The 24,389-nt window shown below is 33.6% G+C and carries 25 protein-coding genes and 3 tRNA genes; 23 read left to right on the top strand and 5 right to left on the bottom strand.

Annotated elements, in window-relative coordinates:
- Positions 1-103 precede the first annotated feature (103 nt).
- The 8 genes from PGH12_RS12450 to PGH12_RS12415 are packed head-to-tail and all read left to right on the top strand — an operon-like array spanning position 104 to position 5,625.
- Positions 104-577 (top strand): macro domain-containing protein, encoded by a 474-nt coding sequence (locus PGH12_RS12450; protein ID WP_267596587.1) that lies wholly within the window; start codon positions 104-106, stop codon positions 575-577.
- An 18-nt stretch (positions 578-595) separates the two neighbouring features.
- Positions 596-1,414 carry a TIGR02452 family protein gene (locus PGH12_RS12445; RefSeq protein ID WP_267596588.1) on the top strand — a complete coding sequence of 273 codons (819 nt, stop codon included), beginning with the start codon at positions 596-598 and terminating at the stop codon, positions 1,412-1,414.
- 20 nt (positions 1,415-1,434) lie between these two features.
- Entirely contained in the window at positions 1,435-2,475 is a 1,041-nt protein-coding gene (locus PGH12_RS12440; RefSeq protein ID WP_267596589.1) for a DUF2971 domain-containing protein, read from the top strand.
- Positions 2,472-3,158, top strand: coding sequence for an SIR2 family NAD-dependent protein deacylase (locus PGH12_RS12435; RefSeq protein WP_267596590.1), 687 nt, complete (start codon positions 2,472-2,474; stop codon positions 3,156-3,158). Before PGH12_RS12440 ends, PGH12_RS12435 begins: the two co-directional genes overlap by 4 nt.
- On the top strand, positions 3,158-4,123 hold the full coding sequence (locus PGH12_RS12430) for an ADP-ribosylglycohydrolase family protein (protein ID WP_267596592.1): 966 nt from the start codon (positions 3,158-3,160) through the stop codon (positions 4,121-4,123). The genes PGH12_RS12435 and PGH12_RS12430 overlap by 1 nt, the downstream gene beginning before the upstream one ends.
- A 10-nt stretch (positions 4,124-4,133) precedes the next feature.
- Positions 4,134-4,679: an RNA 2'-phosphotransferase gene (locus PGH12_RS12425; RefSeq protein WP_267596593.1), complete on the top strand. Its 546-nt coding sequence runs from the start codon at positions 4,134-4,136 to the stop codon at positions 4,677-4,679.
- Positions 4,676-4,879 (top strand): hypothetical protein, encoded by a 204-nt coding sequence (locus PGH12_RS12420; RefSeq protein ID WP_267596594.1) that lies wholly within the window; start codon positions 4,676-4,678, stop codon positions 4,877-4,879. Before PGH12_RS12425 ends, PGH12_RS12420 begins: the two co-directional genes overlap by 4 nt.
- Positions 4,876-5,625, top strand: coding sequence for a metallophosphoesterase family protein (locus PGH12_RS12415; RefSeq protein ID WP_267596595.1), 750 nt, complete (start codon positions 4,876-4,878; stop codon positions 5,623-5,625). The genes PGH12_RS12420 and PGH12_RS12415 overlap by 4 nt, the downstream gene beginning before the upstream one ends.
- A 139-nt stretch (positions 5,626-5,764) precedes the next feature.
- On the opposite strand, the gene PGH12_RS12410 is transcribed toward PGH12_RS12415, so the two are convergent.
- A complete protein-coding gene (locus PGH12_RS12410) occupies positions 5,765-6,649 on the bottom strand; it encodes a cupin-like domain-containing protein (RefSeq protein WP_267596596.1) in 885 nt (294 codons plus the stop codon).
- A gap of 728 nt (positions 6,650-7,377) precedes the next feature.
- Between PGH12_RS12410 and PGH12_RS12405 the strand changes: the two genes are divergently transcribed.
- Positions 7,378-8,115, top strand: coding sequence for a GLPGLI family protein (locus PGH12_RS12405; RefSeq protein WP_267596597.1), 738 nt, complete (start codon positions 7,378-7,380; stop codon positions 8,113-8,115).
- Between the two features lie 247 nt (positions 8,116-8,362).
- Here PGH12_RS12405 and PGH12_RS12400 read toward each other — a convergent pair whose 3' ends face one another.
- Complete coding sequence (locus PGH12_RS12400) at positions 8,363-8,578, bottom strand: helix-turn-helix transcriptional regulator (protein ID WP_267596933.1); 216 nt, start codon at positions 8,576-8,578, stop codon at positions 8,363-8,365.
- Between the two features lie 311 nt (positions 8,579-8,889).
- On the opposite strand from PGH12_RS12400, the gene PGH12_RS12395 reads away from it, so the two are divergent.
- The 10 genes from PGH12_RS12395 (at position 8,890) to PGH12_RS12350 (ending at position 20,683) form a co-directional block, all read left to right on the top strand.
- Positions 8,890-11,580 carry a TonB-dependent receptor gene (locus PGH12_RS12395; protein ID WP_267596598.1) on the top strand — a complete coding sequence of 897 codons (2,691 nt, stop codon included), beginning with the start codon at positions 8,890-8,892 and terminating at the stop codon, positions 11,578-11,580.
- Between the two features lie 106 nt (positions 11,581-11,686).
- Positions 11,687-12,604, top strand: a complete 918-nt coding sequence (locus PGH12_RS12390) for a GLPGLI family protein (RefSeq protein ID WP_267596600.1) — start codon at positions 11,687-11,689, stop codon at positions 12,602-12,604.
- Between the two features lie 198 nt (positions 12,605-12,802).
- A complete protein-coding gene (locus tag PGH12_RS12385; RefSeq protein ID WP_267596602.1) occupies positions 12,803-13,087 on the top strand; it encodes a hypothetical protein in 285 nt (94 codons plus the stop codon).
- Positions 13,088-13,233: 146 nt separating this feature from the next.
- Positions 13,234-13,488 (top strand): FeoA family protein, encoded by a 255-nt coding sequence (locus PGH12_RS12380; protein WP_267596604.1) that lies wholly within the window; start codon positions 13,234-13,236, stop codon positions 13,486-13,488.
- Positions 13,488-15,521 (top strand): ferrous iron transport protein B, encoded by a 2,034-nt coding sequence (gene feoB / locus PGH12_RS12375; protein ID WP_267596606.1) that lies wholly within the window; start codon positions 13,488-13,490, stop codon positions 15,519-15,521. Before PGH12_RS12380 ends, feoB begins: the two co-directional genes overlap by 1 nt.
- Positions 15,522-15,793: 272 nt before the next feature.
- Entirely contained in the window at positions 15,794-17,176 is a 1,383-nt protein-coding gene (glmM, locus tag PGH12_RS12370) for a phosphoglucosamine mutase (protein ID WP_267596607.1), read from the top strand.
- Between the two features lie 38 nt (positions 17,177-17,214).
- Positions 17,215-17,439, top strand: a complete 225-nt coding sequence (locus PGH12_RS12365; protein WP_267596608.1) for a DUF2683 family protein — start codon at positions 17,215-17,217, stop codon at positions 17,437-17,439.
- On the top strand, positions 17,423-17,722 hold the full coding sequence (locus PGH12_RS12360; RefSeq protein WP_267596610.1) for a type II toxin-antitoxin system RelE/ParE family toxin: 300 nt from the start codon (positions 17,423-17,425) through the stop codon (positions 17,720-17,722). Before PGH12_RS12365 ends, PGH12_RS12360 begins: the two co-directional genes overlap by 17 nt.
- 67 nt (positions 17,723-17,789) lie before the next feature.
- The gene (locus tag PGH12_RS12355; RefSeq protein WP_267596612.1) at positions 17,790-19,172 is read left to right on the top strand and encodes a tetratricopeptide repeat protein; all 1,383 of its coding nucleotides are present in this window, start codon (positions 17,790-17,792) and stop codon (positions 19,170-19,172) included.
- A gap of 476 nt (positions 19,173-19,648) precedes the next feature.
- Positions 19,649-20,683, top strand: a complete 1,035-nt coding sequence (locus PGH12_RS12350) for an IS110 family RNA-guided transposase (RefSeq protein WP_267596614.1) — start codon at positions 19,649-19,651, stop codon at positions 20,681-20,683.
- A 51-nt stretch (positions 20,684-20,734) separates the two neighbouring features.
- On the opposite strand, the gene PGH12_RS12345 is transcribed toward PGH12_RS12350, so the two are convergent.
- From PGH12_RS12345 to PGH12_RS12335, 3 genes are read right to left on the bottom strand one after another with little or no spacing between them, the layout of a single operon-like run.
- Positions 20,735-21,619 (bottom strand): DMT family transporter, encoded by an 885-nt coding sequence (locus PGH12_RS12345; protein WP_267596616.1) that lies wholly within the window; start codon positions 21,617-21,619, stop codon positions 20,735-20,737.
- Positions 21,606-22,259 carry a leucyl/phenylalanyl-tRNA--protein transferase gene (gene aat, locus PGH12_RS12340; RefSeq protein WP_267596617.1) on the bottom strand — a complete coding sequence of 218 codons (654 nt, stop codon included), beginning with the start codon at positions 22,257-22,259 and terminating at the stop codon, positions 21,606-21,608. Before aat ends, PGH12_RS12345 begins: the two co-directional genes overlap by 14 nt.
- Before the next feature lie 56 nt (positions 22,260-22,315).
- On the bottom strand, positions 22,316-22,699 hold the full coding sequence (locus PGH12_RS12335; RefSeq protein WP_229983009.1) for a DUF3127 domain-containing protein: 384 nt from the start codon (positions 22,697-22,699) through the stop codon (positions 22,316-22,318).
- 174 nt (positions 22,700-22,873) lie between these two features.
- On the opposite strand from PGH12_RS12335, the gene PGH12_RS12330 reads away from it, so the two are divergent.
- From PGH12_RS12330 to PGH12_RS12315, 4 genes are all read left to right on the top strand, one after another.
- A tRNA-Leu gene (locus PGH12_RS12330) sits at positions 22,874-22,955 on the top strand.
- 8 nt (positions 22,956-22,963) lie between these two features.
- Positions 22,964-23,039, top strand: a tRNA-Gly gene (locus PGH12_RS12325).
- 6 nt (positions 23,040-23,045) lie between these two features.
- A tRNA-Leu gene (locus PGH12_RS12320) sits at positions 23,046-23,127 on the top strand.
- Between the two features lie 248 nt (positions 23,128-23,375).
- Positions 23,376-24,386, top strand: coding sequence for an AAA family ATPase (locus PGH12_RS12315; protein WP_267596620.1), 1,011 nt, complete (start codon positions 23,376-23,378; stop codon positions 24,384-24,386).
- Positions 24,387-24,389 lie beyond the last annotated feature (3 nt).

The raw sequence follows: 24,389 nt of genomic DNA, 5'->3' as shown, positions 1-24,389 counted from the left end.
ATAGGAATGGGCTTTAGCCCATTTTAATAATGACTAAACTTCAACGGCTTTAGCCAAAACTTAAAGAACAAGATTATTAAAATAAAAAACACATTATTTAACCATGGAAACTATAAATTATTTAAAAGGAGATGCAACAAATCCTCATATAAAAGGAAATAAAATCATCATTCATATCTGCAACGATATCGGAGGCTGGGGAAAAGGTTTTGTAATGGCAATTTCTAAAAGATGGAAGCAACCAGAAACTGAATATAGAGAATGGTTTAAAAATAAACAAAATTTCCATCTTGGAGAAATTCAAATAGTTCAAGTTGAACAAGATGTTTGGGTTTGTAATATGATCGGTCAACATAAAACGATCTCAAATTCCAAAGGAATAGCTCCAATTAGATATGAAGCTGTAGAAAAATGTTTAGAGAAATTAACTGATGAAGCTTTAAAATTAAATACAATTGTACATATGCCAAGAATCGGTTGCGGTTTAGCAGGAGGAAATTGGGAAGAAATTGAACCGATTATTGAAAGAACAATGTTGAAAAATAATGTGGAAGTATATGTTTACGATTTTGAATAAAACTAAAAACTAATTGAAATGACAAATAAAGAAATGGCAAAAGATACATTAGACATCTTAGCCAAGAAATATTATATAAACGAAAACAACGAAAAAATAAATATAGAAAACGAACTGGAAATCTCTAAAAAAGAAACCGTATTGTTTTCATCTGAAGAACTTTCGGAAATGACGAAAAATGAACTTCCGAAAGCCGATTTTGAAACAACATTTGAAACTAGGAACTGCAGTTCATTAAAAGCAATTTTAAAATTATCCGAAGAAGAAAATCAGGAAAAATTAATGTGTCTGAATTTCGCATCATCAAAAAATCCGGGCGGTGGTTTTATCAACGGAGCGGAAGCACAGGAAGAAAGTTTGGCAAGAACTTCTGCGCTGTATGAAACACAGCTTCAGGCAGATGATTATTATAAAACTCATCGTGCAATGAAGTCCTGTTTTTATACTGATATGATGATTTACAGTCCAAAGGTTCCGGTTTTTAGAAAAGAAAAAGGAGAATTGCTGGTTAAACCTGTTCTGTGCAATTTCATTACTTCTCCTGCCGTAAATGCAGGTGTTGTAAAGCAACAGGAACCGGAAAGAGTGAGTGAGATTTTCGGAGCAATGGATGTGAGAATGGATAAAATGCTGTCTTTAGCTTTACATCAAGGAAACGAAACATTGATTTTAGGAGCTTGGGGATGTGGTGTTTTTAAAAATGATCCGAGAGAAATTGCAGAATTATTTAAAAAGCATCTTCACGGAAAGTATAAAAATAAATTTGAAAGAGTGGTTTTTGCAGTTCTGACGAAGAAAGAAGAAATGATAAAACCGTTTGAAGAAATTATTGTATAATAAAATTTAAGAGAATTAGTATGAAAGTTTATAAATATAGATCAATAGAAAAGGATGTTTTTGAAAGAGATTTTGAAACTATTAAGAATAATTCTTTCTATTCATCAAATTATACAATGTTGAATGACCCTTTTGATATTTATTTTAATGAAGAAATATCTCAATTAATAAAAATATTAAAGATTTTGTTCCCATTTAAAGAGTTAGATAATTTTGAAACTCAGTTTAAAGAAGTTTTAAATTTTAAAGAAGAAATAGGTGTTTATTGTTTGAGTACAGATTTTTTAAATGAACAATTATGGGCTTACTATGCAAGTTCATATTCAGGATATTGTATAGAATATGATTTAGAGAAATTAGTTGATAAAGGTCAAAACTTTGATTTTCAATATCAGTTTAAGGTTGATTATAAAGATAATATTCCAACATTAGGTGTGGAAGATATGAGCAACTTACAGAATAATTTTATCAAAAAAATGTTTGCCACAAAAAAATCTACATGGCAACATGAAAAGGAAGTTAGATTGATTTTTGATAAATATGGAATGAAAAAGTTTCATCAATCATCAATCACAGGAATTTATTTTGGAATAAAAACTCCAGATATAATCAAAGAGTCTTTTTATAGACTTTTTAAAGATATGGATGTTAAATTTTATGAAGTATTTCCTTCAAATTTTGAATTGGATTTTAAATTAATAAATGAAACTAAAAGAAAACTATTACATAACATAGATAAGTTCGAATTTGAGATTTTACAACATAGAATGAATGTATCTCACGAATCATATTATATCTTTTATAAAGGCTCTGAAAATGAAAGTGTTTTGAAAGAATTTATTTTAAGCTTTGAAGAAAAATTTTGTAATAAAGAAAATTACACACTATATCTGTACAACAATAAAATTGTTAAAGATATTTTAGATGTTTATCCAAAAAATGATGAGCAACATGTTACACTTGCTGAATCTTTAATTACCTATGTTGATAATGATAGTGAAAATATTGTTTTTTATCCTTACAAAGATTTTAAATATGATGAAATAATTAAGAACAAATGAAAAAACTAACCATATTAAGCGGTGCAGGAATTAGCGCCGAAAGCGGAATAAAAACATTCAGAGACGGAGATGGTCTTTGGGAAAATCACAGTTTAACGGATGTGGCAAGTCCGGAAGGCTGGAGAAAAGACCGAGAATTGGTTCTGGAATTTTACAACCAAAGACGACGCCAGCTTCATGAAGTAGAACCCAATGATGCACACAAATTAATAGCAGAATTAGAAAAACATTTTGAGGTTCAAATTATCACTCAAAACATCGATGATTTACACGAAAGAGCTGGTTCAAAAAATATCATTCATCTTCACGGAGAATTGTTTAAATCTTGTTCGTGCAATAATAAAAGCTTGATTTATGAACAAAAAGATGACATTAAAATTGGCGACAAAGCAGAAGACGGAGCGCAATTGCGTCCTTTTATCGTTTGGTTCGGGGAAGATGTTCCTTTGATGAAAGAAGCAACAGAAAAAGCAAAAGAAGCAGATGTTTTTTTGGTAATCGGAACTTCTCTGCAGGTGTATCCGGCGGCTGGATTAATCCACGAAATCAAAGATGACTGCTTGTTGATTGTGATCAATCCTAACGAAACAGGTTTTGGGTACGGACAAAGAGCTGTTTTAATGAAAGAGACCGCAACAAAGGGAATGAAATTGTTATTTGATAAGCTTGTAAATCTAGCCTAATGGAAAATATTGTAAAAGCCGGAATATTCGGGGTTTGTATTGGTGATGCTTTGGGTGTTCCTGTGGAATTTAGAAGCCGTGAACAATTGAAACGTTCACCTGTTACAAAAATGAGAGCTTTAGGAACTCATCATCAACCTGCTGGAACGTGGAGTGATGATGGTTCTTTAACGTTATGTCTTGCGGATAGCCTTTGCAAAGGTTATGATTTGGAAGATATATCTACAAAATTCTTACAATGGTATAATGCCGAAATCTGGACTCCACACGGAAGAGTTTTCGATATTGGAATTGCTACTTTACAAGCGATTCACAGAATTAGCAAAGGAACTTCTCCAACATTATGCGGCGGAACCTCGGAGTTTAATAATGGCAATGGTTCTTTGATGAGAGTTTTGCCACTATTATTTTATATTAAAGATTTTCCAATTGAAAAGCGCTTTGAAATAACGAAAGATGTTTCTAGTATTACACATGGACATATTCGGTCTGCCTTGGCTTGTTTTATTTATTTGGAATTGGCTTTAGAAATTCTGACAGGAAAAGATAAATGGGACGCATATAAAACAATGCAGGAAAAAGTGCGAAACTTTTTGGTTCAGAATCCGATTTGTTCTCAAAATGAAATGGATAAATTCCACCGAATTTTAGAATTAAAAGTTGGTGAATACGATGTTGCTCCGTTACATATTTTGCAAGAGGAAGAAATAAGTTCTTCAGGCTACGTTCTTCACAGCCTAGAAGCCTCTTTATGGTGTTTCCTAAACTCGGAAAGTTATTCAGAAGCAGTTTTGAAAGCAGTCAATTTAGGAGAAGACACCGACACAACCGGAGCGATCACAGGTGGAATTGCAGGAATTTATTATGGTTTTGAAGATATTCCTGAAGAATGGATTGCTGAATTAGTGAGGAAGGAGGATATTGAAAACTTATGTAATAAATTAGAGAAAAAAATAATGAGATAAAGCTCAAACCATGAACGAACAACATAAGAAAAAATTAAGCAAATTCCTGAGCTATGTTCTCAGGCATCATCCCGAACTCATCAATTTGAATTTGGATGAAAATGGATGGGCAGATGTTGATGAATTAATCACAAAATCAAAAAGAGATTCTTATGAAGGCTTTACCTTTGAAGAATTAGATGAAATCGTACAAACTAACGAAAAAAAGCGTTTTGCTTTTAATGAAGATAAAACAAGAATCAGAGCCAGTCAGGGACATTCAGTTGAGATTAATCTGGCTTTAATTCCACAACAACCACCTGAATTTTTGTATCACGGAACAGCTCAAAGTAATATCGAATCTATTTTAGAAAAAGGTATTGAGAAAAGAAGCCGCCAACACGTTCATTTAAGTCAAGATAAAGAAACTGCTACCAGCGTAGGAATGCGCCACGGAAAACCAATTATTCTTACTATTAAAACAAAAGTAATGTTCAAAGACGGAATAGAATTTTATCTTTCCGAAAATAATGTTTGGCTGACAGATTTTGTTGATGCAAAATACATTTCGAGATGACAACTAAAGAATTTGACGAAGAAGTAAAAGACTTTTCTCCCGAGAAAGATGATTTAAAGAAAAAAGTTAATGAATTGTTTGGCAAAGGAGCAGGAACTGTACATGTTTTATATTTCATTATCGAGCATAAAAACTGCAGATTAATAGAAGCAATGGAAATTGTTGAATCTTGTCCGAATTATCACAAAAGATTTAAATGAAAAGAACATTAGTAGTCGGTGACATTCACGGAGGATTCAAAGCTTTGAAACAGGTTTTGGAAAGAGCCGATGTCACCGAAAATGATAAATTGATTTTCTTGGGAGATTATGTGGACGGTTGGAGCGAATCTTCCCAAATCAGCCAGTTTTTAATAGAACTTTCCAAAAAGCAGGAATGTGTTTTCATAAAAGGAAATCACGATGCATGGGCAGAAGATTGGCTTTCACTCGGCACTGATCCTGATGTTTGGCTTTTAAATGGTGGACAAAGTACTGTAAACAGCTATTCTGATTATTCATTAGAAGTTTTGGAAATTCATCTGAAGTTTTTTCAAAAAATGAAAAATTATTATGTTGACCAAGAAAATCGTTTGTTTATTCACGCGGGTTATTCCTCAATGCATGGTCCTGAAAAGGAAGTCTATACAAGTAATTACCGATGGGACAGAACACTTTGGGAAACAGCGGTAGCAATGGATAAGAAATTAGAAAAGAATTCAAATTTATATCCGAAAAGGCTGCTTTTATATAAAGAAATTTTTATCGGTCATACTCCAACTTTACATTTAGGAATACAAACTCCTGTCAATAAAGCCAATATCTGGAATCTTGATACAGGCGCAGCTTTCACAGGAGCTTTATCAATAATGAATATTGATACAAAACAATTCTGGCAGAGCGATCCGCTTCCTTCTTTATATCCAAACGAAAAAGGAAGAAATAATTATAATGTTAAATTGAAATAAATGTGGTATTATTTCAGGCTCATGCTTTTCTTAATGTCGACAAACCTGTTATTAACTAGAAATGTTGAAAAAAATTGCCTTTGAATAATTAATTAAATTTTCAAAATAAAAATACGCTCCAGAATATGAAGCGTATTTTTTATCTTTTAGGTAAACCTTTTTTTAAAGCATAGTTGGCTCTTTCGACTGCTTTTTTCTCTTTCCAGTCCATGTATCTGTTTTTGAAACGTCCCTTCATGACATTGTCAAAATTTCTCTGAACTGCAAGATTCCAAAGCGAGTTTGCTTTTACCGCCCAAGATTTGTCCCATGCACGAAGAGAAAGTGAGAAACTTCCGTCCAGATATTTCATCCAGTGCCACCAACCTGTAGGCATGAATAAAGTATCACCATGTTCCAGGAAACACTCAATTCCTTCAACTCCGTCAAGAGCGGGGAATTTTTCAAAATCTGGATTCGAAATATCAAAATCTTCCAGAGAATACGTGGCGTAAGGAAGTTTGTATAATCTGTCTCTCCATTTCTGTTCGAAAAGAAGTACGTGTTTTCTTCCGTTGAAATGGGTGTGGAAGATATGCGCTAAATCAATATCGTAATGTAAAAACGTCACTGAACCTTTTCCTCCGAAAAACATAGAGGGAAATTTATCTAAAAATCCTCCCATTAAGTCTGAAGGAGAGATATAATCTTCCAGTAATTTGTTGGCACGTTTGATGGGATCAAAAAAGAAAATCCTAAGATCGGTAGGTTCTTTCTGAATCAGATCTATGTAATCTGCAAACTTCATTTCTGTAGTCGGAGTGTTAATAGGAGCCGCCGGATCAGCTTTTGCGCTGTCATATAGAGGAACTGTAACGTCACCCACCACTTCCTTCACATAATCCATCGTCCATTTTTGGTAAGCCGGCCATTTTCTGGCCATATTTTTGATCACCACCGGTTTTCTCGGTTTTAGATATTTCTCACGAAACTCTTCCTGAGTAATATCATCAACAATATCTATAGGCTTTAAGATAACCCCCATTCTTATATATTTTATGTTACAAAATTATTAAATATATAAATACAATAAATGATATTACGTTCTTTTTAATCTATGACCTTCATCATTTTTTTATTTAGTCTCAATATAAATTCAGGATTTGGCTTATGTCACCAAACAACTCATATTGTTATTATGAAGTTTATTAAGTAAAATTAAATTAGTATGCGAATAAAATGTTATTAAAAATAGGAAATGTTATAAAAACGAGCAATAATTGCTTAATTTATTGTATATATTTTATTTAAAATTTTCGTTAGGTTTGTAGTATGACATCAGATTAGAAAATCGCGCAACATTGGCGACGCTTTGCTGACAATGTATTTCTTTTTAAAAGTCATAAATGATGCATCATCCGGATTTGAAATTTATTCTAGAAAGAATTTCGGATCTGGGAAAATTTAATTATTAATTTTAAAAAATTTTAACATGAAAAAACTTTTAGTATTAGGCTGTACAAGCTTATCTCTTTTGTCTTTTGCGTTATTTAACGTAACATGGACAACAACGTGCGGGACTTCTCAAAGTGCAAGCTTTCCCGATAATTACTCAGCCGACCAAGTAAAGACATATATGCAGTATAACAATTATTATAATTGCGGAGTTTATGTACCAAAATCCAATATAATCTTAATTGATTTAAACGGTTAATTTAACTTAGTTTCTCAAAGATTACCTTAGTGTCTTTGAGAAACTTTTATTTATGTACCATGAGGAATATCACTATAATTCTTATTCTATTTACGCTTTTTAGTAAAAGTTTTGCCCAAATAAAAATATCTGGTCAATATATAGCTCACTACCGAGCCACAATGGTTTTGGGTAAAAATAACTTAAAAAATGAAAATTTCACTTTTATTTTTGGAAACTCCTCTTCTTATTTTGCATCTGATATAAATTACCAATCTGAAAATTCTGGAGAATTTGGTTTCGGAAGTTACTTTCCAGAACGATTTATTTTTTCTGATGAAAAATATCATGTCAGTGGAAAGTATGTAGAAACAAGTATTTCGTATGAGGAGCGAGTAGTCTATAAATGGAAAATCGAAGGTCAGAAAAAATTTGTGAATGGTGTTTATTGCCAGTTAGCCACGACAGTGAAATATGGGAGGAAATGGAATGCATATTTTGCGAAAGAATATCCTTTTCAGCTTGGCCCTGCGAAATTTGGAGGTTTGCCTGGACTTATATTTGAAATCTCGGATTCTACTGGAGAATATAAATTTGTCTTGGAAGATTTAAAAAAACAGGACATAAGTTTAAAAATAAATTTAGAAAATTATAAAAAACTTACAAAATCAGATTATCTCAAGGCAAGAAATAACTCAGAATTTTCAATCGCAAGTTTTCCTGGTATGCCGATACAGCAAACTCGGGAATTTGAGAAGAAACTTGAAAAGCTAAAGGAAATGAATAACAATCCTTTAGAATTAAAACCTTTTGAGTAATTGCTAAACAATCTTTGTTGTTCTGAAGTAATCTAAACGAAAGAAAATAATGTAGGTTGCTTCTGAATGACAAACGATCTTCAAAAGAGTGATTTACCTTCCTGCAAAATGAATAATTACGGGTAGATTTTTTTTATTTCTTTAGACTGTTAATCAATTCTTCAAGCTGTGAACTTATAAGCTTGGCAGTTTCAGAATCTGTTATGTTAATGATAATTCCTTGCTGACCAGTTGCATTATCATGGTTTTAAAAGTTATTTATTTGAAATTTTTGCTCAGTATCAAATAGATCCTGAATTTTCACATTAAAGATATCTGCTAACTTTGGAATGTATTGTGACTTTATGTCTGTTGCTTCGTTTTCCCAATTAGAATATGTGTTTCTGTCGACTTCTAATAGATCTGCAATATCCTGACTAGAATATTTTGTTTTACTTCTCAATCTTTTGAGATTCGTTCCTATTCCATAACTGTATATTCTTTGTACAAATTTATACTTTTAGGTAAAATATAAATCATTAATTCTAATTAAATGTAATCAAAACAAGAAGATCATCTTTAGAAATAGAAAAATTAAAAGAAATTATCACTACGTTTGTAGTTGTAAAAAGAACGGTTTAACTTTCTCTGTAAAATTACATCTCTATAAAGTGTAACAAAACAGCAATCTAAGTAACTAATTATTCAAATAATAAACAACCATATCGCGGGAACGGTCAAATTACTTTCAACATTTTGAATCCTGCGAAACTTTAAAAAAATAAATTAATACCTATGAAAAGAAAAGTCTCCTTATTTCTCATGGTATTTTTCTCTGTTTTGGCTTTCTCTCAGAAAACGATTTCAGGTAAAATTACAGATGAAGACGGTATTGCGATCCCAAGCGCAAGTGTAACGGTGGAAGAACCGGGCAAAGATGCAATTCTTGCTTACGGAATCACAAATTCTAAAGGGGAATATAAGGTAACGTTCACTTCAGCGGAATCTAATGTAGACCTGAAGGTAAAAGCTTTTAACCAAAAGCCTTTAACAAAACAAATCAGCAACAGTGATCAGTCTTTGACATTCAAAATGCAATCTGAAGCTACGGAAATAAAAGAAGTTCAGCTGAAAACCAAAATGATCACCGCAAGAGGCGATACGATTGCTTACGATCTGAAGGCATTCGACAGTAAAAACGACCGTACTTTGGCTGACGTGATGAAGAAAATTCCGGGTATTGAGGTGAATGCAGACGGTACCATATTGTATCAGGGTAATGCAATCAACAAATTTTATGTAGAAGGAAAAGATTTAATGGAAGGTGGTTATGGTACGATTACAAACTCACTTCCGAAAGATGCTATTCAGAAATTAGAAGTTCTTGAAAATCATCAACCTGTAAAGATGCTTCAGGGGAAAATACCTTCAGACGCAGCAGCAATCAATATCAAGCTTAAGAAATCTGTTACAATGACAGGTAGAGGAGAAGTTGGAGCAGGTTTTACCGATCCGTGGCTTTGGAATGTGAAACTGACCCCAATGTTTTTCAGCAAAAAAAGCCAATGGGTAGCAAACTACAAGACCAATAATATGGGCGAGCAGGTGGAAAATGAAGGGAACATTTTAGCTTTTGGAAATAGATTTGAAGGAAGAAGAATTAATGCTTCCCAAAATGATTGGCTTAATGTAGAAAACGCGAGCACGCCGAATCTTCCGGTAAAAAGATATTTATTCAATAATGTTCATTATCTGTCTGCAAATTATCTGACGAATATCGATAACAAAAAAGAATGGGAACTGAAGGCAAATGCAAACTATACCAATAATGCTGTTGAAAGAGAATCGTACAGTCAGACAGATTATTTTGCAACTACTAAAAGTCCTGCTTTCAGTACCACACAAAACATATTGAATAACTTTTTTACAGATAAAGTAAAAGGAGAATTGATTTTCACAAAAAATGCGAAAAAAGGGTTCTTCAAAAACACTACAAGTTTCTCACAGTTTTGGAACGCCGACAGAGCAGTTGTTGACAGAACAGATGGTGCAATTGGTAGAAATGGTCAGGAAGCATTGCAATCTCCAACATCGTCATTTCAAAACTCTTTAAGCACGATTATTCCGTGGAAAGAGAAAATGGTAAATGTGCAGTCATTTATCAGTTATCAGAACGACAGCCAAAAATTAGACATTTCGCCTGCTTCTTACCTTAGTATTCCGGGGTTTTATCCGGGAGTTGGTACACAATCGGTAAGACAAAATTTACAGCTGAAAACTTTTGAAGCCAACCATTCTGCAAATATTGGTTTCTCGGCAAAAGGCTGGACTTTTACTCCCGAAATTGGATTAAATTATAAATCTACCGATTTGAGATCGGCACTTAATAAAAATATTAGCGGAGAAGCTTACGGCTACGGATCTGGTTTTGAAAACGACCTTAAATACACCACTGCGACACCTTACGGAAGCGTAGGAATCAATTATAAAGATGATTCGTGGATGCTATACGCCAACGTTCCGGTAAATTCAAATAATATTACAGCGGAAGATCCTTTAAGAACGGTTTCAAAATCTGTAAATAAACTTACTTTTGAGCCTAATTTATTTGCACAATTCAACTTTGCTTCATTCTTTAAAGCTTCGTTAAATGGTAATATCAGCAATAATTTTGGTGAAGTTAATACAGCGTACTCAGGATTTCTAATGATTTCGCCAACATCCTTAAATGCAATGGATGCAAACAATCCGATTCCTGAAAACAATAATAAATCGGCAGGCGCAAGATTGGAATACAGAAACCCATTGAATAATTTATTTTTTAATGTAAGCTACAGACTTTCCGATGCTAAGAGAAATTTAATATCTAATCCTACAATTGTTGGAGGATATTCTGTAATGCAATATATAGAGCAGGAAAATAATGTTGTAAGCAGTGGTTACAATGCAGAAATCGGGAAATATTTTCCGAAATTTAAAACCAATGCTTCTTTGAGCTACAGCAACAATACATCAACATCAGATGCTTTCTTAAATAACGATTCTTTCACCAACAAAAACAACAGTCAGTCGTTTGGAATCAAATTCAACAATACTTACTTCAGCTGGATGAGCATAGATTATAATGCAAATCTTACAAGAACCGACCAAACAAGTACAGGAAGCGTAAATTCTAATGCTGCAAGAACGGGCTTTACCCATAATCTTGGTCTTTTTGTGTATCCTGTCGAAAACCACACAGTCGGTTTTAATTGGGATCAGGTAAATACAAATGCAGCCGGCCAGAAATATAACAACGGATTTTACGATTTGTCATACCAATTCTCATGGTCGCAAAAGAAAATTGATTTTGAATTGAAATGGATGAATATCGCTAACAAAAAAGTTTTCGAAACATATGATATCAATACAACAAATATCAGCTACACAAGAATATTACTTCGACCAAGCCAAGTAATGTTTACAGTAAAATTCAACTTTAAATAAAAGTAAAAAAACCAATCTCGCTGAGGTTGGTTTTTTTTCTGATTTTTTTAAATAAAAACTGTAACAAAAATAACGAACTGCTAACTAATTATTTAAAGTTATTAAAATGAAAAAATTATTTTCAATAGTATTGATTGCAGCTTTTGCAATTATCAATGCACAGGAAACAGCAAACAGATTCTTTTACGAATTGACTTTTAAGCCGAAACAAGATTCAACAAAAATTGATAAGGTGATAGCAATACTTGATGTTACTGGTAAAAAATCGATTTATCAGGACTATACAGTTCCTGCTCAGGATTCAATTATTAAAATGGCTGTCGAGGAGATGGAAAAGACTAAATCATTTAAAGATATGTCTAAACTGATCAAAATGCCTAAATTTTCATATAAAATTGTGAAAACATATCCGGAGATGAAAGAACAGTATGTAGACAGAATAAGTATGAACTTATTTGCTTATGAGGATGATATAAAATTTAAATGGAATATTCTTCCCGAAAAAGAAAAAGTGGGAGAGTATAATACGCAAAAAGCAACGACCGATTTCGGAGGAAGAAAATGGATAGCTTGGTTCACTACAGATATTCCATTCCCGGATGGACCTTATAAATTTTATGGTTTGCCAGGATTGATTGTTAAGATTGAAGATTCTGAAAAACATTATTCATGGAAACTGAGTGGTAACAAGAAAATTGAAAATTATGAAGAACTCTCTTATTCAGAAAAAGTAAATGCGAAGTATGGAATGTCAAATAACATAACGCCAACAAGTAAAGAGAAGTTTGAAAAAGCTTACGCTACTTTTAAAAAAGATCCGATGGGGGAGTTTCGTCAGAGAGTAACTCCGGAAATGTCTAGTATGAAAATGCCTGGATCAGATATGACGATTGGTGAGATGATGAAAAAACAGGAAAAAATAGCGAAGGATTTTTTCAATTCAAACGATAATCCAATTGAAAAAACAGCAACTGTGAAGGTGGGTAATCTAGAAAAAGTAGGTAAAGAGAAAGATAAAAAATAACATTCAGATTTTAACTAAATTATATTGAAGTAGACCCAGACTCAGAAATGAGTTTGGGTTTATTTACAAGTTACTGTAAAATCAAAAGCAATAAAAGTTTAAATAATTAACATTTAATTTTAAGTGAATAATTTCAACCGTTAATTCTATATTGATATTATTTTGTTAACTTTGAAATACAAATTTAAATTCTATACAATGAAGAAAATTATTATCGCGTCATTTGTTACGTTGTCAACATTCGTTTTCGCAAAAGCAGAAACGCAAAAGGAAAAGAATGAAAAAAACACGGAACAAAAGGTTTTAGTTGTTAAAAAAACGATTGATGAAAATCAAAAAAAAGTAACAATTCAAGTTTTGAACACAGCTAGGAAACAGAAGGAATTATCAGATGCAGATCTTTGCATAATTGAATTGGCATTAGGTCCAGTTATTGCTGGTCCTCCATATCACTGCGCCAAAGCTTCACAATCGACTAACTAGAACTTAGAATAGTCAAGATTAATAAACCCAGACTCATTTCTGAGTTTGGGTTTATTTTTCATTATAGTTTCTGTAAATCTTTAAAATTAGTCTTATTTAGATTAAATTTAAATAGCGTATATTTGCAAGCAGAAAAAATATAGGTATTGAAAGATAACTATTCACAGACATTAAATAGATTTCCTAAGAACAGACTTGGGAAAATTTTGGGCTACGATAATGATCATTTACAGATGCCCAACAAAATCATAGAAATGGGGCTGTTGCCTGAAACTGTCTTCAGAATACTTTATAGAGCTCCTTTCAACGGCCCTCTTTATGTGGAATTTGGGGATGAAAAAAGTAGGATCGCGTTGCGAAAAGAAGAAGGGGAGTTTATCATTGTAGAAGATTGGAATTAATGCAGCAACAAAATAAAAAGCAGGTACTTTTAGTAGGAAATCCCAACGTTGGAAAATCAACCCTTTTTAATGCACTTTGCAATAAAAAACAGAAAACTGGAAACTACGCGGGAGTTACTGTTTCCAGCCATTCAGGATCATATATCTACAAAGACGAAGAAGTTGAGGTAGTAGACCTTCCGGGATCATACAGCATTTATCCGAGCTCCGAAGATGAGGCCATTTTTTCTAAATTTCTATTGGAAAGTCAGAAAGATTTTGCCGGAGTTATTTATATTCTCGAAGCTCTGAGTTTAAAAAGAGGATTGCTTTTATTTCAGCAGATTCAGGATTTGGGCGTTCCGATGATTCTGGTTGTTAACCAAATAGATCAAGCGGAAAGAAGAGGAATCAACATCGATATCGAGAAATTTTCCGAAGCTTTGAATATCAGAATTATTCAGACGAATGCCAAGGAACAGTTAGGAATTGAAGCGATTCAAAAAGCGATTTTAGATAATGATTTTGCTAGAATAGAAAAGCCTTCATTTGATATTCCTGTTGAGCATAAGGATTTTTTAAATAAAGTTTCCGCTCATAATCAATTTGAAAACGATTACAAGGCATGGATGAGTCTCTCAATCGGTGCCGATTTAAATAAATTAAATTCTGCGACTGAATTAATTAATGACTCTGAAGCTAAAAGTTTGGTTCCGAAAAGATTACAGGTTCAGGAAGTAGTGAGGCGATATCAGAATATTGATAAGATACTAGCGAATGTAATTTCAAAAAAACCTCAGTTTAAAGAACTTTTAACTGAAAAACTAGATAAAGTTCTTGTTCATCCCATTTTCGGATATGTCGTTTTTGTAGGAATTTTATTGGTAATTTTCAACAGTGTCTTCTTCCTTGCAGAATATCCCATGAACTGGATCGATGAGTTTTTTGCATGGCTTTCAGCATTTAGTAAACAAAATTTGCCGGAAGGTCCTATTAATTCACTCATTTCCGACGGAATTGTTCCTGGATTAGGAGGAATTATCATCTTTGCACCACAAATCGGGATTTTATTATACTTCCTTTATCTCTTGGAAGATTCTGGGTATATGGCGAGAGTTATCTTTCTGATGGACAGGTTTTTGAGGCCATTTGGTTTAAATGGAAAAAGTATAGTTCCGCTGGTTTCAGGAACGGCTTGTGCAATTCCGGCAGTAATTTCAACAAGAAATATTGAAAACTTCCGAGAAAGATTACTCACCATTTTGGTGACGCCTTTTATGACTTGTTCAGCGAGACTTCCGGTTTACAGTATTATTATCGGATTGATAATTTCAGATAAAACTTTTTTCGGAATTCAATATAAAGCGTTGGTACTTTTGGGAATGTATCTTTTGGGATTTTTCGTAGCGCTACTTTCTGCAGCGATTTTGAAAGGTTTCATTAAAAATAAAGGAAAAACATACTTGGTTATGGATTTGCCGACGTACAAAAAACCACTTTTCGGATATGATCTGAAAATGGTTTTAGGTAAAGTTTGGGATTTTATTACAGGAGCGGGGAAAATCATATTTATTGTAAGTATCATTATTTGGTGTCTCAGTTATTTCGGACCGAAACAAAGCGAAGAGCAGATTGTTGCTACCAACGTGGAACTTGATCATTCGTATTTGGCGAAGATGGGAAAAGCAATCGAGCCGGCAATTGCTCCTTTGGGATATGATTGGAAAATGGGAGTAGGAATTCTGACGAGCTTTGTAGCAAGAGAGGTTTTCGTAGGAACAATGTCAACTTTATATAGTTTAGATGATGACGCTCCGGAAGGAAAAGTAATCGATAAAATGCGAATGGATGTAAAGCCAAATGGCGATAAAGTCTTCAGTTTTGCAACCGGAATTTCGGTTTTATTGTTTTACGCGTTTGCAATGCAATGTGTTTCTACCGTTGCAGTAGTTTACAGAGAAACCAAAAGCTGGAAATGGACTGGCTTTCAGGTGGTAATGATGACAGGTTTGGCATATTTTGTGTCATTAATTGCTTATCAAATCTTAAAATAAATGGATTCTTCCTTAATTTTTCAATATGTAATTATCGCTCTTGTGGTGCTTTTTGCCTGTTATTCTTTATTTAGAATTGTGAGGAAAAGTTTCGCGCCAAAAAAGTTTGATTCTAAAAGATCTGGCTGCGATAAGGATTGTGGATGTTCTTAGTAATATCAATGTATTTAAAATAAGGCTTTTACGGAGAAAAACTGACTTACTAACGTTAAGCAGATTTCATAATTCTTTGTTTCTTTTATTCGTATTTTTGCAAAAACATTTTTAATAATATGTCATTAATAAAAAGTATCTCCGGAATCAGAGGAACGATCGGTGGAAAAGTAAATGATAATTTGACACCACTTGATGTCGTGAAATTTGCATCAGCCTTCGGAACCTGGCTTCAGAATAATAAAAATAAAAAAGATTTAACCTTAATTATCGGTCGTGATGCAAGAATCTCCGGTTCAATGGTCAATTCTCTGGTTTGTGCAACTTTGCAAGGTTTGGGAATTCACGTTGTAGATTTAGGACTTTCGACAACACCAACTGTAGAAATTATGGTTCCTGAATTAAATGCTGACGGAGGAATTATTTTGACCGCTTCTCACAATCCAAAACAATGGAATGCATTGAAATTGTTAAATGAGAAAGGTGAATTTATTAACGGAGAAAATGGTGCTGAGGTTTTGGCATTGGCGGAAAATGAAGATTTCGATTATGCGGAAGTTGATGATTTAGGTAAATACGAAACAAGAGATGATGCTTTTGATATTCACATTCGGCAGATTCTTGATTTGCCGATGGTGGATGTTGAAGCGATTAAAGCTAAAAAATATAAAATCGTTTTAGATGCCGTAAATTCTACTGGCGGAATTGCAATTCCAATGCTTTTGGATAAATTGGGTTGCGAAACGGTAAAATTATACTGCGAACCAAACGGACAGTTTCCGCACAATCCTGAACCTCTGAAAGAACATTTGGGAGACATCTGTGAATTAGTAATCAAAGAAAAAGCAGATTTTGGCGTTGTAGTAGATCCGGATGTTGACAGATTGGCTTTGGTAGACGAAAACGGAGAAATGTTCGGGGAAGAATATACCTTAGTTGCTGTTGCCGATTATTTGTTGAAAAACATAAACGGAGTTGCCATTTCAAATCTTTCTTCAAGTCGCGCATTGAGAGATGTGGCAAAAACTCATAACTCAGAATATTTTGCAAGTGCTGTTGGAGAAGTGAATGTGGTCAATTTAATGAAAGAAAAAAATGCTGTGATCGGCGGTGAAGGAAACGGTGGAATTATCTATCCTGAACTTCATTACGGAAGAGATTCTTTGGTTGGCGTTGCTTTGTTTTTGACCCATTTAGCAAAAGAAAATAAAACGGTTTCCGAATTAAGAGCTGGTTATCCAAGTTATTTTATGGGGAAAAAGAAAATCGAACTTACTCCCGAAATAAATGTTGATGATCTTTTAACTAAAATGGAAAAAGAGTATCAAAATGAAGAGGTTTCTACCATTGACGGAGTAAAAATAGATTTTGAAAACAATTGGGTTCACCTTAGAAAATCGAATACAGAACCGATTATCAGAATTTATACAGAAGCTTTCTCACAGGAAGAAGCCGACAAATTAGGCGATGATATGATTGCTAAAATCAGAAGTTTGATTTAATTCAGAATTTTTGTATATTTAGTATAGAAAATAGTACGATGACAATTACCATTAATCCTAAAAATAAAAAAGAACTCGCTAAGATAAAAGCGATTTTGAAGGCGGTTGAAATTGATTTTGTAGAAGAAATTCCAGAGGAAGATTGGTATGATGAACTTTCAGAGGCTGAAAAAAAATCGATAGAATTAGGACTAAAAGATATTGAAGAAGGTAGAGTGGTTGCTCATTCTGAAGTAAAAAAGCTTTATGAAAAGTGGCTATGAAATCGTTTGGTCTGATCAATCACTAAAAGAGTTAGAAGAAACAATTGAATATTTAGAGCGGAATTTTACAAATAAGGAATTGAGAAGGTTGTCGGTTGAAATTGAAAGAAATTTAGATATAATTTCAGAAAATCCGCTAGTTTTTTCAAGAACTGAAAAATTAGATATTCGTAAAGTGGTTACAGCAAAGTTTAATACTTTATACTATAAAATAGAAAATGAAAAGATTGAAATTATTTCATTTTTTTCAAATCGACAAAATCCTAGCAATAGGAAAATTTAATTAAAAAAAGTTTTTTCGAAGTTTATAAAATAATTTTGAACTTTGAAAATAACGCTGAGATACTATATTGGAAGAATATTTTGGAAATGAACTTGTGAAAAAGTTCGAGGAAATGATGGAAAATAATGATGAATTCTACTTCGATACAGAAGAATTAGATGACATTATTGTTTATTATCTGGAGTTGGGAGATTTTAATTACGCTGATATGGCAGTAACTTACGGTCTCAAACTTCATCCCAATTCTTTGGATATCAAGATCAAAAAACTTGAAGTGCTCTTAGAATGGGAAGATTATAATACGGCGAAGGAAATGATCAATGAGTTAAAAGGTTCTTCTATGGAGAATACAGACTTTTTGGTATGTTACGCAAAGTATTATTCGAATTTAGGAAATCCTAGAAAATCTATTGAAATTTGCAAAAAAGCTTTAGAATTAAATGAAGAAGAAAACTTCCTTAATAATTTTATTGCAGATGAATATGTGAATTTAGGAGACCCTTTTAACGCTCTTAAACATTATCAGCAGGCATTGAAAGATGATCCTACAGACGAATATTCTTTGGAGAATGCAATGATCTGCTTCAGTGATCTGAATAAGAGTGAGGAAGCAATCGCTTTCCTGAATGACTATCTTGATAATTTTGCCTACTCAGAAGTAGCGTGGAGCGAGTACGGACAGTATTATTTCAACAGAAAAAATTATGAAGAAGCTATTAAAGGTTTCGATTATATGTTGGCAATCAATTCCAGCGCTGTTGGAGTTTATGCAAGTAAAGCAGCTTGTTATGAAGCTTTAAATCAATACAAAAAAGCAGTCGAGGTTTATGAAGAAATGCTTGAGTTGGAATATACAAAAGCGTTTACGTTTTATAAAATCGGACTGTGTTATAAGGCATTAAAACAGCCAACGGTAGCTCTGAACTATTTCCAGAAATCATTGAGAGAAGATCCTCAGTTTTATATGGCGATGATGGAGCAATCTTACTTATACGAAGAAATGGGCGGAATGCCGGAAGCTCTTCACTTTGCGAGAGAAGCAACTTTGCTGAATGATGGAAATCTTGAATATCAGAAAAGACTTGCGTTTTTATTTATTGACTCAGGAAAATTTGAAGAAAGCCTTTCTTGCCTGAAAAAATTGGTAGATGCAGAACCGTCCAGATTTTACAACTGGTACGCGTATACTGAAGTTTTAATGCTCGTCGGCGAATATGAAGAAGCGGTAACGGTTTTAATTGCTGCTTTAGAACATCACAACCGCGCAGAACTTTATTATCAGCTAAGCAACTGTTATTTGAATTTAAAGGATAACAAAAAAGGCGCAGAAATGCTTGAAAAAGCATTGCAGCTTGATGCTTCTTTGGTTACTGATATGCAAAAAAAGTATCCGTATATCAAAGACGAGGTGAAAAAGGCGAAGGCAAAAGTGAAGAAAAAAAGTGAATAGAAAGAAAATGAGTGCCTAATATAATAGTTTTATTGGGGCAGCTTTTCCGCCTTCCGTTCCCAATCTTTTTATTTTTTTGGAAAAAACAAAAAGGATTTCCACTCAAGTCGGGCTGCGGAGACAGCTATCAATAACAAGTTTTGAATCAATTTAAATAAAAATAATCCTGCAGCAATGCAGGATTTTTGTGTTCTCTGCTAAGTGGAACGCCCTTGCGAACTTAAAAGCAGTGAGTATTTTAAAAAAAATCTTAGCGAACCTTTAGTTTGTAGGATAAAAAAAACAAGATTATTTTTATCTCATCAACACATTCACAAGAAACAGGGTGAACCGGTTTGCGACCAAGGTATTAAGACCTATGCAAAGATTATGAACCCTGTTTCTTTGAGAGTAAGATCATAATAGAAATTTAGGATTACGACCTATTATCAAGGGCTTAGACAAAACTCTCATTGTGAATGATAAACTTAAAATTTATGAAACAAAAGTACGTTATTGGAATCGATATTTCCAAATCAAAACTAGATTGTGCCGTGATTGATTTTGAGTATAAGATTCATTGTGAAATGATTATCGAAAATACACAGAAAAGTATTGAATCATTTTTTAAATCTATGTTGAAATTACTCAGTATAAAAGGAGACGAATTGCTTGTTTGCTGTGAAAATACGGGGATTTATAACAGACCTTTGGAAAAAACTGCTTCACAGTCAAAAGTTTTACTCTGGGTGGAACATCCTGTAAAAATTAAGAAGGCAACGACAGATTTGCGGGGAAAAGATGACAAAAGAGATGCTTTGAGAATAGCACAATATGCAGTTCGGTATCGAGATAAATTAATTGCTTACGAAGAACCTTCAGCAGTTATCAGACAAATGAATATATTAACAAAATCCAGAGACAGTTTGTTGCTTCAAAAAACGGCTTTAGAAAACCAGCTTCGGGAAGCGAAAAGCCATGATTGTCTTGAATTCAAGATATTGAATAAGGCCTATTCGAAAGTTATAGAAACATTAAAAACATCGATAAAGAAAATAGAAGATCAGCTTTCCACACTCATAGAAACCCATGAAGAAGTTAAGAAAAACAAGGATTTGTTAACCTCGATTCCCGGAATAGGAACTCAATGTGCGATAAATTTCATCATCGTTACCAATAATTTTAAATCCTTTGAAAATGCAAAACATTTAGCTTGTTATGCGGGTGTTGTGCCATTTAAAAATCAATCAGGAACGATTGTCAAAAAGGAAAGAATCTCGAAGATGGCTCATCAAAAGCTAAAAAAACTACTTCACATGTCTGCAATGGCAAGTATCAGAAGTGATCAGGAAATTAAAGCATATTTCAAAAGAAAAGTAGAGCAGGGCAAAAATAAGATGAGTGTTTTGAATGCGGTCAGAAATAAATTAGTACACAGAATAATGGCTGTCATCAAGCGAAAGCAACCATTTTTACAAAGAGAAGAATTTTTATCATTAAAAAATTCAAATTCTTCTTGCATATTAACATAGAAATCTTTGCGTTTAAAAAAAGCATTTAATCTATATAAAATAAGCCTGCATTTATTTTAGAACAACAGCTTTTGCCCTTAAAAAGATCAAACCGGCAATAATAATACTTGCTCCCGCAAATTGTAAGACCGTCAGTTTTTCACCATCTAAAATTCCCCAGATGATCGCAACAATAGGCATTAGCAAAGTCACCGTTGATGCAAAAAGCGGAGTGGAAACTTTCAGCAAACGATAATTCATCATCATCGCCAGTCCGGTTCCGAAAACTGATAATAAACTCACAAACATCAATCCGATCATGTTTTCTTTTGAAAAACTAAATGTTGAGACAAAACCTGTAGAAACCAAAGTGACAAGTGAAGGCAAAAACAACACAAATGAAAATACAAAAGCCGATAAAACCGTGGAAGATACTTCCATCAATTTAGATTTTACCGTCGTCGTACTGATTGCGTAACATAAAGTAGCCAAAAGCAATAGAAGAATCGGGAAAATTTTAAACTTTGCATCATCGCCGCCACCGAAAGCAAGCATACAAACTCCGGTGAAACTGATGAAAATTCCGGTCATTTGTCTTTTTGTTGTTTCAAATTTCCAGAATAATGTTCCGACGATAATCACAAAAATAGGCATCATGGAATTCACGATTCCCGCAATGCTGCTGCTGATTTCCATCTCAGCCATAGGAAACAGGAACATTGGGAAGAAGTTTCCTGTAAATGCAGCTAAAATCAGCCATTTTAAATGTTTCTTCGGGAAGAGTTTATACTTTGATATTGCAATAGGCATCAAAATAATTCCTGCAATTAAAACTCTCAATGCGCCGACCTGATAAGGAGAGAAATGATCTAATGATTTTTTAATTAAGATAAAAGATGATCCCCAAATGAGACTGAGGACAATTAGAAGAATCCATTTTTCTTTATCTGCGTTCATTGTTTTTGTGTAATGTTTTTAAAAATTCTTTTTTGGGAATCATTCTCGCACCCAAACTTTCGAGATGTTCGGTGTGAGACTGACAATCTATTAAAACAAATTTATTTTTATGAGTTTCAACGAAATGAATAAATCCGGCTTTCGAAGCGTTGCTCACTTTCGCAAACATACTTTCTCCGCAGAAAACTTTTCCTATTTGCAATCCGTAAAAACCACCAACCAGTTCGTTATTTTGCCAGACTTCAATGCTTTTTGCGAAACCAAAATCGTGGAGTTTTGTAAAAGATTCCATCAGTTCATCAGAAAGCCAGGTTCCGTCTTGACCTTTTCGGTTGATTTCCTGACAGTTTTTGATAACCTCTTTAAAGTTTTTATTCTCGGTGAATGTAAAAATATTGTTCTTCAAAATTTTCTTCATCGATTTTGAAATTTTCAGTTCGTCAGGAAAAAGAACAAACCGCGGGTCGGGACACCACCACAAAATTTCTTCATCAGGATTAAACCACGGGAAAATCCCGTTTTGATAAGCAAACCAGATTCTTTCCACAGATAAATCTCCGCCAAAAGCGATCATACCTTCGTGACCGTCGTAATGCAGCGGGTTTGGAAAAGATATTTCGTTAGGGTCTAGTCTGATCATGAGGTGAAAAAAATCCCACTTAAAAAAGCGGGATTGTATTTGTTTTTATGCTTTAGTTAAAAAGGTAAATCGTCATCGTCGTCTCCAGCAAAAGGATTTTCGTTAGAAACCGGTGATGCAGATTGTTGAGAAGATGCTTGCGTTGGTTCAGAACCCGTACCGCCATCCATCACTTTTTCTACTCTCCATCCTGTGATAGAATTGAAATACTTAGTTTCTCCTTGCGGCGAAACCCATTCTCTACCTCTGATGTTGATTCCTACTTTCACATTTTCTCCTTCTTTCAGAGCGTCCAATAAATTTATTTTATCCTGTAAAAATTCAATGTTTATTGGCTGTGGGTATTGCTCCTGCGTAAGAATAACCATTTCTCTTTTTTGAAAACCACTCGCAAATGTTTGAACATCAGTGATTTTCTTTACCGTTCCTTGTAATTCCATATCGTAAATATTAACTTTGTAAAAGTAGTAAATTGAAATGTAATAAAAACGCCTCCCCAATAAATTTTGAAAAAAAATAATTTTTTTTGTGAAAACTCTTGCAAATACAAATTATTGCCCTATATTTGCACTCACAAAAACGAAAGAAGTTCTTTAAAATAACTCAATAATAATGCGGATGTGGTGTAATTGGTAGCCACGCCAGACTTAGGATCTGGTGCCGTGAGGCGTGGGGGTTCGAGTCCCTTCATCCGCACAAATTATGCGAAAATAGCTCAGCTGGTAGAGCACAACCTTGCCAAGGTTGGGGTCGCGGGTTCGAGTCCCGTTTTTCGCTCCACTCCATGCCCTGGTGGTGGAATTGGTAGACACGCAGGACTTAAAATCCTGTATCTTCGGATGTACGGGTTCAAGTCCCGTCTGGGGTACACAAAAAGACTGTTAATCATTGATTAACAGTCTTTTTTGTTTTCAAGGGGGAATAAAAGGGGGACTATGTTATCTATTCTTTTACTACTTATTCAATATTATGTATGTTTTAATTTTGAACTTACATCACTAAAAGCTTTACTTATATAGATAACTGAACTTATTCTAATATAAACTTAAAATTATTTATATATTTAGAGTGTAAATTTGAATGTTTAAATTTGCATCTGAAAGTTATATCATCTAGATGAACCAAACACTACTTACAAGATTGTTCAAATCTATCGAAGGCAATAAAGAAGAGCCTTTGGTAAGGATAGCTTATTCCATTATTGAGGATGAGAGAAAAAAGGGGCATACGAAATTGGCAGAGAGGCTTGATATGATTCTTGAAGGAAATCTTGCAAAAGTTATTGAACCTCAGAGATCGCCAGTACTAAAACTCACAAAAAGTAAAGATGATATTTTTTCGATTCCTGCCGATAGAAGGTATAAATTACCTTTAGCGACTCATATAGAAAATGATTTTTTAAGACACGATATGGTTCTTGCTCCATCGGTGGAAGAAAAAGTGTTGAGAATTGAAAAGGAATATATAGCAAGAGAAAGATTAGCTCACCACGGTCTTAGACCCCGTCAAAAAATACTTTTGTACGGTAGTTCAGGATGTGGAAAAAGTATGACAGCTGAAAGGATTGCTTGGGATTTGGGATTACCTTTCTATAAAGTTCGTTTCGATACAATAATATCTTCATACCTTGGGGAATCAGCATCAAATCTAAATAAACTGTTTGAAAGTATTGAAAACTACCCTTGCGTTTTATTATTAGATGAGTTTGATATTATAGGACAACAAAGAGATTCCAAATCTAATGATATTGGTGAAATTCATCGTATTGTTAATATAGTTTTAGGACTTTTAGAAGAGTACAAGGGTCAAGGGATTTTAATTGCTACAACAAATTTAGAAGCTAGTTTAGATAAAGCTTTGTTTAGAAGATTTGATGAAATCATTGAATTGCCTAGACCAAACGAAAATGAAATCATAGATCTACTTAAAATAACATTTTCAGCATTAAGACTTAATAAAGAGATTGATCTCAGTAAATGTGCATCTAAGATGCAAGGATTATCATATGCTCTTGTTGTTAAAATAGCAAATGATGCAGCAAAAAAATCTATTATAAATTCTAGCAAAGAAATTTCTGTAAATGATTTGGACAAAGCACTGGAAGAAAACTTAGCTTTTAACAAATAATTT

The organism is Chryseobacterium sp. CY350, from assembly GCF_027945075.1.
Lineage (GTDB): Bacteria > Bacteroidota > Bacteroidia > Flavobacteriales > Weeksellaceae > Chryseobacterium.
Note: the sequence above shows the minus strand (reverse complement) of the source record. Positions and strands in the feature narration are given on the sequence as shown.